Here is a 14,533-nt window from a genome sequence, read left to right as displayed (position 1 = left end):
AATTAATACGTAATAAAGGGGGGCTTGTCCTCCCTTATTTTAACTATTTTAGTCGTTGTTATGGATTACAGGGTTGCCATGGATAAAAAATTACTGGCTCTTTTGATCCTGGCGAGTCTCAGCCCGGCAAAGGCAGCATTAACTAAAATTCCCGCTGGGTTTGAGGTTATTGCGCAGGGACAGCAGGAGTATATTGAAGTCTATTATGCCGGGAAAAGTCTCGGTAAATATTATGCAATGGTTAATCTTGATGCGGTAACATTTCTGGATTCAGCAAGTTTATATAATAAGCTGGAGCTGGATACCAAAGACCAAAAAATCACTCAAGCCGTAAAAGCGAGACTGGCACAACCACTGGCGCGTCATGGTGAACTGGCTTGTGGTTTTGCGCAGACCGATTCAGGATGTGGCTTTCTCAATACCGATTCTGTTGACATTATTTTTAATGATGAAGAGAGTTCCGCCACCCTCTTTCTGAATCCCCAATGGAGTTCCTCGTTAAATTCAAAATCGCTATATTTAAATCCAGACAGAAACGCGATTAATGCATTTATTCATCAGCAGGATATTAACGTGCTGGTGCAGGATGATTACCAATCGTTCTCCATTCAGGGCAATGGTGCGCTGGGTGTCACAGAGAATAGTTATATTGGCGGGCACTGGAATTTCAATGGCTATGAGGCAGAAGATGTCAGCGATAATAATGCTGATGTCAGCGATCTCTATTATCGTTATGATTTTTTACGTCGTTATTATGTGCAGGCGGGGCGAATGGACAACCGCACGCTATTTAATGCACAAGGCGGGAATTTTACTTTTAACTTTCTGCCACTCGGTGCAATCGATGGAATGCGTATCGGGTCAACACTCAGTTATTTAAACCAGGCGCAGAGTCAGCAAGGAACGCCAGTAATGGTCCTGCTTTCGCGCAATTCTCGTGTTGACGCTTATCGTAATGAACAACTTCTGGGATCGTTTTATCTCAATAGTGGTTCGCAATTTATTGATACTGGTTCCTTTCCGCCAGGCAGCTACAGCGTGGCGTTAAAAGTTTATGAGAACAACCAACTCACCCGCACTGAACTTGTCCCTTTTACCAAAACAGGGGGGCTGACGGACGGAAATGCGCAGTGGTTCTTACAGGCCGGTAAAACCACCTCCCAGGCTGCCGATGACGAAAGTTCAGCTTATCAACTGGGTTTTCGCCTGCCGTTACATCCACAATATGAGCTCTACGCAGGGCTGGCGAATGCCGATGATGTGAATGCTTTCGAGTTAGGTAATAACTGGACGGCGGATTTAGGCGGGGTGGGGAATCTTGCCGTAGGTGCCAGTCTGTTCCGCAATGACGATGGCGGCAAAGGTGATATGCAGCAGGTTAACTGGAGTAATTCGGGATGGCCGACGCTGGGCTTTTATCGTACCAACTCCGACGGAGATGCTTGTACAACCGACAGCAGAGATAGCTACAACGCCTTAAGCTGTTATGAAAGCATATCCGCTACGATTTCACAGAATCTTATCGGCTGGAACATGATGCTGGGTTATACCCGCACGCAAAATAACACCGACGACAGCTTACGCTGGGACAAACAGCAGAGTTTTGAAAATAACTATCTTCGCCAGACTTCTGCGCAAAGTATTTCTGAAACCGTACAGCTTAGCGCGTCTCGCGCTTTTGTAATGCGTGACTGGATTTTGAGCACTTCTGTCGGGGTTTTCCATCGTAACGACAACGGCGGAGATAACGACGACAACGGATTGTACTTATCGTTTTCGTTATCTGATACACCAACGATGGACAGCAATAATAACAGTCACTCAACCAATGTTTCGACTGACTATCGCTATAGCGATCAGGATGGCGACCAAACTTCATGGCAGTTATCGCATACCTTTTATAACGATTCATTCAGCCATAAAGAACTTGGCGTAACCGTCGGTGGCCTGAACACCGATACCATAAACAGTGCGGTTAATGGTCGTTGGGAAGGGCAGTACGGTAATCTCAACGGAACCGTATCAGACAGTTACGATCGCAAGAACCATGATCATCTTTCTGCCTTTACAGGGTCTTACAGTTCCACACTGGCGGTGAGTCGTTACGGAATTAATCTGGGAGCCAGTGGAACAGATGATCTGCTCGGCGCTGTATTAGTCGATGTAAAAGGATTTACTGAACAGGATGAAGAGAGCCAGGATCTGCAATTCGAAGCTCGGGTTGCGGGCAGCAGAACTCTGCAACTTGGTCAAAGTGACAGTGTGTTGTTCCCCTATGCTGGATTCCAGTCGGGCTTTGTTGACGTCAGGGACAGCAACCAGGGCAACCAGCAGGGAACAACCAATATTATCAATGGCGCGGGAAACCGGGAATTAATGTTGCTGCCCGGTAAGTTACGTTATCGCGAAGTCACTGCCAGCTTTAACTACAACTATATTGGTCGCTTGTTATTACCAGCATCAGTAGAGAAATTCCCGCTGATTGGTCTGAACAGCACCATGTTATTGGTGGCTGAAGATGGCGGATTTACGTTGGAAATTAGCGGCAATGATAAAGAACTGTATCTGCTTTCCGGACACGAATTCCTTAAATGTCCGCTGACTGTTGTGAAGAAACGCGCCAGCATTCGTTACAGCGGCGATGTGACTTGTAGCGTCGTGAGTTATTCGCAATTGCCAGAGTCGATTCAGGTTCAGGCGCAGTTAAAACAGCCTAAATTACGTGAGAGCGTACAAACGGCGCAAAGGGAGGTTGCACCATGAGAAAGCGATTGATTGCCATACTATTTTGCTTTTTGGGCTCGGTTGCAGGTGTTCAGGCATCGCCCAACGTTACGGCTGAAATTACTTATGATTTGGCAGTCGGCAGGGCAGATTATTACATCTGGAACAAGGAAGAACCCCCTGCTATAAACTACGACACCGCATGGTCAAGTTATCAGTGCAATTTTCCTGATCGACAGCAGATTTGTACACCATCTGGTAATTATTCAAACGTGAAAATTTATATGACAGAAAAGCGCAGTGGTATGCGTTGGCCAGTTAACCTTAAAGGATATACGAATTTTGTGGTCCGCAATCCAGGAGGGGACTGTGATGGCTGGTCGGCGCAATTCCCTTTAGATAGTACAACTACTCGTCGATGTATAGCTAATAGCGGTGCTTATAATGCCAATGTAAAACTGTTAACGCTCTATCTTGAGCAAGCAGAAATGAAAAAATTACCGATTGGTGGCGTCTGGGAAGGTTCCGTTAAAATGCATTTTACCTACCCTGGAGCAGATTATTTTGCGGATATCACGCTTAATACGCTCGATCCCAACCATATCGATATCTTCTTTCCGGAGTTTGCCCACGCCACGCCACGGGTACAGTTGGATCTACACCCGACGGGGAGCGTCAATGGCAGTAACTATGCTCAGGATCTGACCACGCTGGATATGTGCCTGTACGATGGTTTTAACGGCAACGCCATCAGTTATGAAATCCAGCTTAAAGATGAAGGTCGCCCGGCTGCCGGGCGAAGAGATGGCGACTTCTCGATTTATCGTCAGGGAGGAACATCGACAGATGCCTCAGAACGTATTGATTACCGCGTAAAAATGTATAACCCGGAAACGGGCGGGCAAATTGACGTGCGCAATAATGAAAATATGGTCTGGAACAGTATTAACCTGAAGCGCGTTCGTCCGGTTGTACTGCCTGGTATTCGTTACGCTGTTATGTGTGTGCCGACGCCATTAACCCTGGCGGTAGAGAAGTTCAGCGTGATGGATAAGCAGGCCGGGTACTACATGGGTAAACTGTCGGTGGTCTTTACTCCGTCCTTGCCAACTATCAATTAACCCTCCAGGCCGGACAAACGTTCTATATAAACAACGAAGCCGCCTGAACAGGCGGCTTCGACATTAAAACTCACGCTAAGCGTTAATGTTGCGGGGCGGGATCGTTATGTGTTTCCTGCGCCACCTCAATCGCCGGTTTGTTCTGCAATACCGTCCAGATAACCAGCGCGCCTAACAGGTCGAACACTGCCAGCACTGCGAACAGCGGGCTGAAGCCGATGGTGTCAGCCAGAGCACCAACAACCAAGGCAAACAGCGTACTTGCCAGCCATGCGGACATCCCGGTCAGACCGTTTGCCGTTGCCACTTCGTTACGACCGAACACGTCAGAAGAGAGCGTAATCAGTGCGCCAGACAGTGCCTGGTGAGCAAAACCACCGATACACAGCAGCATAATCGCCACATATGGATTGGTGAACAGACCGATCATACCTGGGCCAATCATCAGCACCGCACCCAGCGTGACTACCATCTTACGGGAGACGATCAGGTTCACGCCAAACCAACGCTGGAACAGCGGCGGCAGGTAACCACCGAGGATACAACCGAGGTCAGCAAACAGCATCGGCATCCAGGCGAACATCGCGATCTCTTTCAGGTTAAAGCCGTAAACTTTAAACATGAACAGTGGGATCCACGCGTTGAAAGTCCCCCACGCCGGTTCAGCCAGGAAACGCGGCAGCGCGATACCCCAGAACTGACGGTTACGCAGGATCTGACCAACGGACATTTTCTTCGCCGTGCCAACCTGGTGCTGGGCTTCCTGACCGTTAATAATGTATTCGCGTTCTTCATCAGTCAGATGTTTCTGGTCGCGCGGGTGTTTATAGAAAATCAGCCATGCCATCGCCCAGATAAAGCTCAGCGCACCGGAGATGATAAATGCCATCTGCCAGCTGTGCATCACAATTGCCCATACCACCAGCGGCGGTGCAATCATCGCACCAATTGAAGAACCAACGTTAAAGTAACCTACTGCGATGGAACGCTCTTTCGCCGGGAACCATTCGGAACTGGCTTTCAGACCCGCTGGGATCATTGCTGCTTCAGCAGCACCTACCGCACCACGAGCAATCGCCAGGCCGCCCCAGCTACCTGCCAGCGCGGTAGCGCCACAGAACACAGCCCACAACACGGCAAACATCGCGTAACCGATTTTTGTACCCAGAACATCCAGTACATAACCCGCTACCGGTTGCATGACCGTATAAGCAGCAGAATAAGCTGCGATGATGTAGGAATACTGTTGGGTGGAGATGTTTAACTCTTCCATCAGAGTTGGCGCAGCTGCCGCCACAGTGTTACGCGTCAGGTAACCGAGCACGGTGCCGAGCGTCACCAGTGCGATCATATACCAACGTAACCCTTTAATTTTACGCATGTAAAACCTCATCGTTTTGTTATATCCGCAGTAATCGCGGCCATCATCCCGCCAGAGGCTGAAGATGTTACTTACGACCGGGTAACCGAAAAAAAACCGGCACGCCCCGAACGTTGCCATGAAAGTTTCGTGCTAATTCGGCTTCCGTACCGGTCAATCCAATCCATCCAGAGAATGAATCGGCAATTTGCATTCCGTCGACTTATGATTTGCGACGGCAAAAAGATAACTTGTCATACAACTTTAAAAGGTGAGAGCCATCACAAATGTGCGAATATTTGTAGGGACATTACACGATGATAGCGAGGCCAGTAACGGCGCGGCTTGCAGCGATATTTACCACTTTGAGAGTAATTTTTTTAACTACGTTTATTGATCTAACTCACGAAAATATCTTCTGGCTCTGGAAATTGGTGTGATAACTTTGTCAGCATCGCACCATAAGCAAGCTAGCTCACTCGTTAAGAGGAAGACGATAATGACTCCGTTTATGACTGAAGATTTCCTGTTAGATACTGAATTTGCCCGCCGTCTGTATCACGACTACGCAAAAGACCAGCCGATTTTCGACTACCACTGCCATTTGCCGCCGCAGCAGATTGCAGAAGACTATCGCTTTAAGAATTTGTATGACATCTGGCTGAAAGGCGATCACTACAAATGGCGTGCAATGCGCACCAATGGTGTAGCTGAACGCCTGTGTACCGGTGATGCCTCTGACCGTGAAAAGTTTGACGCCTGGGCGGCGACCGTTCCGCACACTATCGGCAACCCGTTATACCACTGGACGCACCTCGAACTGCGTCGTCCGTTCGGTATCACGGGCAAACTGCTGTCTCCGTCGACTGCCGATGAAATCTGGAACGAATGTAACGAACTGCTGGCGCAGGATAACTTCTCCGCGCGCGGCATCATGCAGCAGATGAACGTGAAAATGGTCGGTACTACTGATGACCCGATCGATTCTCTGGAGCATCACGCAGAGATCGCCAAAGATGGCTCTTTCACCATTAAAGTGCTTCCGAGCTGGCGTCCGGATAAAGCCTTCAACATCGAACAGGCGACCTTTAACGACTATATGGCGAAGCTGGGTGAAGTTTCTGATACCGACATTCGCCGCTTTGCAGACCTGCAAACCGCCCTGACCAAACGTCTGGATCACTTCGCCGCTCACGGCTGTAAAGTGTCTGACCACGCGCTGGATGTGGTGATGTTTGCTGAAGCGAACGAAGCGGAACTGGACAGCATTCTGGCACGCCGCCTGGCAGGCGAAACCCTGAGTGAGCACGAAGTGGCACAGTTTAAAACTGCGGTGCTGGTGTTCCTTGGTGCCGAATACGCACGTCGCGGTTGGGTGCAGCAGTACCACATCGGCGCTCTGCGTAATAACAACCTGCGTCAGTTCAAACTGCTGGGGCCGGATGTTGGTTTTGACTCCATCAACGACCGTCCGATGGCAGAAGAGCTGTCTAAACTGCTGAGCAAACAGAACGAAGAAAACCTGCTGCCGAAAACCATTCTCTACTGCCTGAACCCGCGCGATAACGAAGTGCTGGGCACCATGATCGGTAACTTCCAGGGCGAAGGTATGCCGGGCAAAATGCAGTTCGGTTCCGGCTGGTGGTTTAACGACCAGAAAGACGGTATGGAACGTCAGATGACCCAACTGGCGCAGCTCGGTCTGCTGAGCCGCTTTGTCGGTATGCTGACTGACAGCCGTAGCTTCCTGTCATACACCCGTCACGAATACTTCCGCCGCATTCTGTGCCAGATGATCGGTCGCTGGGTGGAAGCGGGCGAAGCACCGGCGGACATCAACCTGCTGGGCGAGATGGTGAAAAACATTTGCTTTAACAATGCGCGTGACTATTTCGCCATTGAACTGAACTAAGGTCTGGGGTTGATATGCAATACATCAAGATCCATGCACTGGATAACGTCGCGGTTGCTTTAGCAGATTTGGCGGAAGGCACAGAAGTCAGTGTCGATAACCAAACCGTTACGCTGCGCCAGGATGTCGCTCGAGGACATAAATTTGCGTTAACGGATATCGCAAAAGGGGCCAACGTCATCAAATATGGCCTGCCGATTGGTTATGCGCTGGCGGATATTGCGGCGGGGGAACACGTTCACGCCCACAATACGCGCACGAATCTGAGCGATCTGGATCAGTATCGCTATCAACCTGATTTTCACGAACTGCCAGCACAAGCGGCAGATCGTGAAGTGCAGATCTATCGTCGCGCTAACGGCGATGTCGGGGTGCGTAATGAGCTGTGGATCCTGCCAACCGTGGGCTGTGTCAACGGCATCGCGCGGCAGATCCAGAACCGTTTCCTGAAAGAGACCAACAACGCTGAAGGTACTGACGGCGTGTTCCTCTTCAGCCACACCTACGGCTGCTCACAACTGGGTGACGATCACATCAATACCCGCACTATGCTGCAAAACATGGTGCGCCACCCGAACGCGGGCGCAGTGCTGGTGATTGGTCTGGGCTGTGAAAACAATCAGGTCGATGTCTTCCGTGAAACGCTGGGGGACATCGATCCTGAACGCGTTCATTTCATGATCTGCCAACAGCAGGATGATGAGATCGAAGCCGGGATCGAGCATTTGCATCAACTGTATAACGTGATGCGCAACGATAAACGCGAGCCAGGCAAACTCAGCGAACTGAAGTTTGGTCTGGAGTGCGGCGGTTCTGATGGTCTTTCTGGTATTACCGCTAACCCGATGCTGGGGCGTTTTTCTGACTACGTGATTGCTAACGGCGGTACTACCGTACTGACCGAAGTGCCGGAGATGTTTGGCGCAGAGCAGTTGCTGATGGATCATTGCCGCGACGAAGCAACGTTTGAAAAATTGGTCACCATGGTCAACGATTTCAAACAGTACTTTATTGCTCATGACCAGCCCATTTACGAAAACCCATCACCGGGGAACAAAGCGGGCGGTATCACCACGCTGGAAGATAAATCACTTGGTTGTACTCAGAAAGCGGGTTCCAGCGAAGTGGTTGACGTGCTGCGTTACGGCGAGCGTCTGAAAACGCCGGGACTGAACCTGTTGAGCGCGCCGGGTAACGATGCCGTAGCGACCAGTGCCCTGGCGGGCGCAGGCTGTCACATGGTGCTGTTCAGTACCGGTCGCGGTACGCCGTATGGTGGTTTTGTGCCGACGGTGAAAATTGCCACCAACAGTGAACTGGCGGCGAAGAAAAAACACTGGATCGACTTTGACGCGGGTCAGTTGATTCACGGAAAAGCGATGCCGCAGTTGCTGGAAGAATTTATCGATACCATCGTTGAGTTTGCCAACGGTAAGCAAACTTGCAACGAGCGTAACGACTTCCGCGAACTGGCGATCTTCAAAAGCGGCGTAACGCTATAAAGTCGAAATGAGTTGTTAATAAAAAACGGCGTTTCATAATGTGAAGCGCCGTTTGCTTTTCCATACCTGTTAAGGATTTATCATGACCGCGTATTGGCTGGCCCAGGGCGTGGGTGTCATCGCCTTTCTGATTGGTATCACTACATTTTTTAACCGTGACGAACGTCGCTTCAAAAAGCAGCTTTCGGTCTATAGCGCCGTTATTGGCGTGCATTTTTTCCTCCTGGGCACTTATCCTGCCGGTGCCAGTGCCATCCTTAATGCTATTCGTACGTTGATTACCTTACGCACGCGCAGCTTATGGGTAATGGCGATATTTATTGTGCTGACTGGCGGAATCGGCCTGGCGAAGTTCCATCATCCTGTTGAACTATTGCCGGTTATTGGCACGATTGTCAGTACCTGGGCGCTGTTCCGCTGTAAAGGGCTGACCATGCGCTGCGTGATGTGGTTTTCAACGTGTTGCTGGGTGATTCACAACTTCTGGGCGGGGTCGATTGGCGGCACGATGATTGAGGGCAGTTTTCTGCTAATGAATGGCCTGAATATCATTCGTTTCTGGCGGATGCAGAAAAGGGGAATTGATCCGTTTAAAGTGGAGAAAACCCCTTCCGCCGTTGACGAAAGGGGTTAAACATTAATTACGCAGGGCGCTATTTGCCAGACGCTCGTCTTCTGCCTGGCAAACAGCCGCAGTGAACAGCACGTCAGTTGAAGAGTTCAGTGCGGTTTCGCAAGAGTCCTGCAATACGCCGATGATAAAGCCGACGGCAACCACCTGCATGGCGATATCGTTCGAAATACCGAACATATTACAGGCCAGTGGGATCAGCAGCAGAGAACCCCCCGCCACGCCGGAGGCGCCACAGGCACATAGGGAAGCAACCACGCTCAGCAGCAGCGCCGTAGGCAGATCGACCGGAATACCCAGCGTATTAACCGCAGCAAGCGTCAACACCGTAATGGTGATTGCTGCGCCCGCCATATTGATGGTGGCTCCCAGCGGAATAGAAACGGAATAGGTATCGCGATCCAGATTCAGCTTTTCGCACAGCGCCATATTCACCGGAATGTTCGCCGCAGAGCTGCGGGTGAAGAAGGCGTACACGCCGCTTTCGCGCAGGCACAGCAGCACCAGCGGGAACGGGTTACGACGAATTTTCCACCACACCAGCAGTGGGTTAACCACCAGCGCCACCAGCAACATACAGCCAACCAGCACGACCAGCAGTTGCGCGTAGCCCCACAGTGTGGAGAAACCGGTAGTTGCCAGGGTAGAAGAAACCAGACCAAAAATACCGATTGGTGCGAAGCGAATCACCAGTTTCACCATAAAGGTGACGGCATTCGACATATCATTGACCAGGTTTTTGGTGGTTTCGTTACCGTGACGCAGCGCGAAACCGAGGCCAATAGCCCACACCAGAATCCCGATGTAGTTACCTTTCAACAGCGCGTCGATGGGGTTGGAAACCATGCTCATTACCAGTCCGCGCATCACTTCCACAATACCTGACGGCGGCGAAATATCGCCTGCGCTACTGGACAAATGCAGGGTAGAAGGGAAGGCGAAGCTGAAAACGACTGCGGCCAGTGCGGCGGAGAAAGTACCCAGCAGATAGAGGAACAGAATAGGGCGGATATTGGTTTTCTGCCCGTGTTGGTGGTTAGCGATGGAAGCCATCACCAACATCAGCACCAGGATGGGTGCTACGGCTTTCAGGGCGCCAACAAATAAAGTGCCTAACAGACCAACAGCTTCAGCCGCCGGTTTTGAGATCCATGCCAGAATAATCCCCAGAACAAGGCCGACCAGGATTTGTTTTACCAGGCTGCCATGAGCCAGACGCCGGAATAGCCCCGGTGAATGTTGCGTAGTCATTTTTCGATCCTTTCATTGTGTTGTCGTACATCCCTGGTACGTTCTTTCGACGCATCTTTCAGGATGTAACAAAGTGTTTGCAAGGTCGAGTATAAGGAAAGTTACAGCTTCGGGAAGCGAAAAATGCTGGATTTTAAAGGGAGGTCATGTTTTGCAACTTAATTGTTACATTTATTTGACATAAAAATAAAGCCCAACGTGCGGCTTCCAGACTGATGACAACGTCAAAAAAGTACCCGGTCAGTCCCCTCGCCCCTTTTGGGGAGAGGGTGAGGGTGAGGGTGAGGGGAACAGGCCAGCATTGGTGCGAAAAATTACCCTCACCCCGACCCTCTCCCTGGAAGGGAGAGGGAGAAAACGGTGCTCATGTTGATGACAGGGTACACGGCTCAGGCAGATTAAAAATCATTCTACCCGCTGCTTATCATGCCGATAATTCACCCAGGCGTTGATAATAAACGTCATCACCAGAATGCCAAACACCACGCCCAGCGAGACGGCGATCGGAATATGGTAGAAGTCGACAATCAGCATCTTGATACCGATAAACACCAGAATCACCGCCAGACCATATTTGAGCATCGAGAAACGTTCTGCTACGCCTGCCAGCAGGAAATACATCGCACGCAGGCCGAGGATCGCAAACAGGTTTGAGGTCAGCACAATAAACGGATCGGTGGTAACAGCGAAGATAGCCGGAATGCTATCCACGGCGAAAATCACATCGCTCAATTCCACCAGAATCAGCACCAGCATCAGCGGTGTGGCGTACAACAAGCCATTCTTACGCACAAAGAAATGCTCGTTGTCGATGGTATCGGTCATGCGCAAATGACCGCGCAGCCAGCGCACCAGCGGCTTGTCGCCGATTCCTGATTCATCTTCATGAGCCAGCGCCATCTTCACGCCGGTAAACAGCAGGAATGCACCGAAGATATATAGGATCCAGTCGAACTGCGAAATCAGCCAGCTACCGGTGAAGATCATGACGGTACGCAGAACAATCGCCCCGAGCACGCCATACACCAGCACGCGGCGCTGTAATGCCGCCGGAACAGAGAAATAGCTGAACAACATTAACCAGACGAAGACGTTATCGACCGCCAGCGATTTCTCAATCAGATAACCCGTGAGGAAGGCCAGCGCCTGCGGGTCAGCGACTTCGCGCCCCTGTGTCTGCACCAGATACCACCAGAAAGCGGCGTTAAAGAGTAACGACAGCGTCACCCAGACCAGCGACCAGGCCGCAGCCTGTTTCATGGTCATGGCATGTGCCCCACGACGCCCCTGCAACAACAGGTCGATAGCCAGCATAATGGCGACAACAACAGCGAATCCGCCCCATAGCAACGGCGTGCCGACAGTATTCATAGAAGTTCCTTACACATAAAAAAAACGGCCAACGTCGGAAGACGTCAGCCGCTGCTTTTTATGCATAGACCTCGCCTTCCGGCAAGGTCTCACTTACAACAAAAAAGGAATACGTCTGCGTATTCCTTTCGGGTTGCCCGGTGACCGGATGTGGTTTTTCACACATCGTAATGACGATCGACCGGCAATGAAGTTACTCCCCTTTGCGGGTAACAAAGTATGACAGACCATTCAGCCAGTCAATGGTCTGTTACATGCCTTTTACACTGCTTTACGGTAACAATTATAGATTTACGCTATCGGCCGGAAAAACAACTCCAGTCTGGCGGCGGATCTCGGTCAGCAGTTTGGCAGTGATGCGACTGACCGCCAGCCCTGGATGATCCACCAGATGCTCATCCACCAGGGTAGCGAACAGCTCTGCTTCGTAGAGCATGGTATTAATATGCTGCGGTTGGGTGAGATCCTGCATCTGGCTGCCGCGTGGCACAAAGCAGACTTTCTGGCATTCAGAAAGTTTTTCAATCACCAGCGATCCCGCTTCGCCTTGAATCTCGCTTGCCAGCACAGAATCGCTCACTTTTGAATGCTGCAAGGTGACGCTGAAATCACCGTAATCCATCACCACCACGCCGTGGGCATCTACACCACTTGCCAGTAAACTGGCGGTTGCCTGCACGCTTTTCGGTTCACCAAATAACGCTACCGCCGACGCCAGGCAGTAAAAGCCGATATCCATAATTGAACCGTTAGAGAATGACGGATTAAAGGTGTTGGGATTCTCACCGTCCAGGTAACGCTGATACCGCGAGGAATACTGGCAGTAGTTGAAAAAGACTTTACGCAATGTGCCGACTTTCGACAGCGCCTGGCGCAACAAATGAAAGTTCGGCAGGCTGGCGGTTTTAAATGCCTCAAACAGCACCACCTGATTTTCTCGTGCGCAGGCAATGGCGGCATCCACTTCCGCCAGATTCGACGCCAGCGGCTTCTCGCAAATCACATGAATTTTATGGCTAAGGAAAAGTTGTGTCTGGGAAAAGTGCAGGGCATTCGGGCTGGCAATATACACCGCGTCAATGGCATCGCTTTCCGTCATCGCTTCCAGCGATGTAAACAGATGCTCGACAGAAAAATCATTGGCGAAGTGCTGAGCCTGTTCAAGGCTGCGGGAATAAACGGCGGTTAACTTGTATTTACCGCTCTCATGGGCGGCCTCGACGAACTGACGAGTGATCCAGTTCGTGCCAATCACAGCGAAACGTATCATAACGCGTGGATACTCCATAAAGGGATTCTGTCGTCAATGTAGCACGCCTTTTTCATCTTCGACGTGCGCAGATACGCATTATTCTTTCGCCGGGCAGCCATGCTCACTAAACGGACCAATCATGACCGATGACCCAAGATATTTCGGCTGGCGATGGAGGATTTTCGCGTCAATCACCGCACTGACTCTGGCGAGTTATTCCCGTAGCTGAGTATAAAAGCCATGCTTCATATTCAGGTCTGGCGCGTTAAACCCGATGGCATCAATGCCGTATTGCTTTGCCAGCCAGATGGCGCGTTGGTTATGAAATTCTTGCGAAATAATGGTGATATGGTTTTCCCCAAACACCTTTTTGGCACGCACTACCGAATCCAGCGTTGAGAATCCGGCATAGTCGCAGAAGATCACTTTCGCCGGTACGCCTTTAGCGATCAAAGCCTGCTGCATGCCTGATGCTTCATCGTAATTTTTACGTCCGTTATCGCCACTTACCAGCAGCCATTTCACTTTTCCGGCATGGTACAACGCTGCTGCGGTATCAATGCGTCGGGTAAAGTAGCGATTACCCGGTCTCGCCCCCAGCAATAAACCCACGTTACGCGCCGGAACGGCGTTGATATCGCTCCAGGTCAGCTGCTTGCTGGCGGTGACCATTGCGCGATCGGCGATAAAAATGGTCGCTCCTGCCACAAGCAACAATAAACAGGCAATTTTAAGAGTCCGGCGAGAAAAACAAACGCGGCGAAGAAGGCGAGCAAATGCGCGCAGCATGGTCGTTATCCTTAACGAAAAGAGGGGGCGTCGATTTTAGGCGTTAATGGTTGAAAATATAACGCCTGGCATCATTTTCAGATTTTGTCCTGCTCAAGCGACAACTGCGTTAGCCACAGCCGGGTGTCAAACTCAAGCTGGTGGTACTGCGGTTCCATATGGCAACACAATTGATAGAACGCTTTGTTATGCTCTTTCTCTTTCAGATGCGCCAGTTCATGGACGACGATCATACGTAAAAACGGTTCCGGCGCGTTGCGAAACACGGTAGCGACGCGGATCTCTGCTTTCGCTTTCAGCTTGCCGCCCTGCACACGAGAAACAGCGGTATGTAACCCGAGCGCGTTTTTTAGCACATGGATCTTGTTGTCATACATCACTTTATTGATCGGCGGGGCATTGCGCAGAAACTGATTTTTCAGATCCTGGGTATATTGCCAGAGGGCTTTATCGGTGGCGTAGTCGTGCGTTCCCGGGTAGCGTTTTGCCAGCACATCGCCCAGACGTTGTTCATTAATCAGCGTGCGCACTTGGGAAAGTAGCTGCTCGGGATAACCCTGAAGATAAGTAAGATTGCTCATAACCGCCCACGAAAAAGAGAAAAAGGGTATACTCACGCA

The 14,533-nt window shown here is 50.7% G+C and carries 10 protein-coding genes and 1 pseudogene; 5 read left to right on the top strand and 6 right to left on the bottom strand.

Annotated elements, in window-relative coordinates:
- Positions 1–78: 78 nt before the first annotated feature.
- A complete protein-coding gene (locus FC814_RS01250) occupies positions 79–2,763 on the top strand; it encodes a TcfC E-set like domain-containing protein (protein ID WP_137325403.1) in 2,685 nt (894 codons plus the stop codon).
- Positions 2,760–3,845 (top strand): CfaE/CblD family pilus tip adhesin, encoded by a 1,086-nt coding sequence (locus FC814_RS01245; protein WP_085461217.1) that lies wholly within the window; start codon positions 2,760–2,762, stop codon positions 3,843–3,845. The genes FC814_RS01250 and FC814_RS01245 overlap by 4 nt, the downstream gene beginning before the upstream one ends.
- An 82-nt stretch (positions 3,846–3,927) precedes the next feature.
- On the opposite strand, the gene exuT is transcribed toward FC814_RS01245, so the two are convergent.
- The gene (gene exuT, locus FC814_RS01240; RefSeq protein WP_024165155.1) at positions 3,928–5,226 is read right to left on the bottom strand and encodes a hexuronate transporter ExuT; all 1,299 of its coding nucleotides are present in this window, start codon (positions 5,224–5,226) and stop codon (positions 3,928–3,930) included.
- Positions 5,227–5,704: 478 nt separating this feature from the next.
- Here exuT and uxaC point away from each other — a divergent pair, with 478 nt between their 5' ends.
- The 3 genes from uxaC (at position 5,705) to FC814_RS01225 (ending at position 9,253) form a co-directional block, all read left to right on the top strand.
- Positions 5,705–7,117 (top strand): glucuronate isomerase, encoded by a 1,413-nt coding sequence (gene uxaC / locus FC814_RS01235; protein ID WP_000187442.1) that lies wholly within the window; start codon positions 5,705–5,707, stop codon positions 7,115–7,117.
- Positions 7,118–7,131: 14 nt separating this feature from the next.
- The gene (gene uxaA, locus FC814_RS01230; protein ID WP_001199359.1) at positions 7,132–8,619 is read left to right on the top strand and encodes an altronate dehydratase; all 1,488 of its coding nucleotides are present in this window, start codon (positions 7,132–7,134) and stop codon (positions 8,617–8,619) included.
- 82 nt (positions 8,620–8,701) lie between these two features.
- Complete coding sequence (locus FC814_RS01225; protein WP_000128138.1) at positions 8,702–9,253, top strand: YgjV family protein; 552 nt, start codon at positions 8,702–8,704, stop codon at positions 9,251–9,253.
- 3 nt (positions 9,254–9,256) lie between these two features.
- Here the strand turns inward: FC814_RS01225 and sstT are convergent, their stop codons facing one another.
- The 5 genes and pseudogenes from sstT to FC814_RS01200 form a co-directional block, all read right to left on the bottom strand.
- On the bottom strand, positions 9,257–10,501 hold the full coding sequence (gene sstT, locus FC814_RS01220) for a serine/threonine transporter SstT (RefSeq protein ID WP_000211391.1): 1,245 nt from the start codon (positions 10,499–10,501) through the stop codon (positions 9,257–9,259).
- 405 nt (positions 10,502–10,906) lie between these two features.
- Positions 10,907–11,872: a TerC family membrane protein Alx gene (gene alx, locus FC814_RS01215; protein ID WP_001098822.1), complete on the bottom strand. Its 966-nt coding sequence runs from the start codon at positions 11,870–11,872 to the stop codon at positions 10,907–10,909.
- A 283-nt stretch (positions 11,873–12,155) separates the two neighbouring features.
- Positions 12,156–13,142, bottom strand: a complete 987-nt coding sequence (locus FC814_RS01210) for a Gfo/Idh/MocA family protein (protein WP_137325402.1) — start codon at positions 13,140–13,142, stop codon at positions 12,156–12,158.
- A 78-nt stretch (positions 13,143–13,220) separates the two neighbouring features.
- Positions 13,221–13,913, bottom strand: a pseudogene (locus FC814_RS01205) (vancomycin high temperature exclusion protein).
- A 77-nt stretch (positions 13,914–13,990) separates the two neighbouring features.
- Positions 13,991–14,494 carry a M48 family metallopeptidase gene (locus FC814_RS01200; protein ID WP_065227709.1) on the bottom strand — a complete coding sequence of 168 codons (504 nt, stop codon included), beginning with the start codon at positions 14,492–14,494 and terminating at the stop codon, positions 13,991–13,993.
- Between the last annotated feature and the right edge of the window lie 39 nt (positions 14,495–14,533).

The organism is Escherichia sp. MR, assembly GCF_005280595.1.
Classification (GTDB): Bacteria; Pseudomonadota; Gammaproteobacteria; order Enterobacterales; family Enterobacteriaceae; genus Escherichia; species Escherichia ruysiae.
This window is presented reverse-complemented; position numbering and strand designations above follow the sequence as displayed.

Bases quoted from the DNA above. Each gene is read 5' to 3' on its own strand.
- FC814_RS01200 (WP_065227709.1), bottom strand. From the start codon at position 14,494: ATGAGCAATCTTACTTATCTTCAGGGTTATCCCGAGCAGCTACTTTCC.
- FC814_RS01210 (WP_137325402.1), bottom strand. From the start codon at position 13,142: ATGATACGTTTCGCTGTGATTGGCACGAACTGGATCACTCGTCAGTTC.
- sstT (WP_000211391.1), bottom strand. From the start codon at position 10,501: ATGACTACGCAACATTCACCGGGGCTATTCCGGCGTCTGGCTCATGGC.
- uxaA (WP_001199359.1), top strand. From the start codon at position 7,132: ATGCAATACATCAAGATCCATGCACTGGATAACGTCGCGGTTGCTTTA.
- FC814_RS01245 (WP_085461217.1), top strand. From the start codon at position 2,760: ATGAGAAAGCGATTGATTGCCATACTATTTTGCTTTTTGGGCTCGGTT.
- exuT (WP_024165155.1), bottom strand. From the start codon at position 5,226: ATGCGTAAAATTAAAGGGTTACGTTGGTATATGATCGCACTGGTGACG.
- FC814_RS01225 (WP_000128138.1), top strand. From the start codon at position 8,702: ATGACCGCGTATTGGCTGGCCCAGGGCGTGGGTGTCATCGCCTTTCTG.
- uxaC (WP_000187442.1), top strand. From the start codon at position 5,705: ATGACTCCGTTTATGACTGAAGATTTCCTGTTAGATACTGAATTTGCC.
- alx (WP_001098822.1), bottom strand. From the start codon at position 11,872: ATGAATACTGTCGGCACGCCGTTGCTATGGGGCGGATTCGCTGTTGTT.
- FC814_RS01250 (WP_137325403.1), top strand. From the start codon at position 79: ATGGATAAAAAATTACTGGCTCTTTTGATCCTGGCGAGTCTCAGCCCG.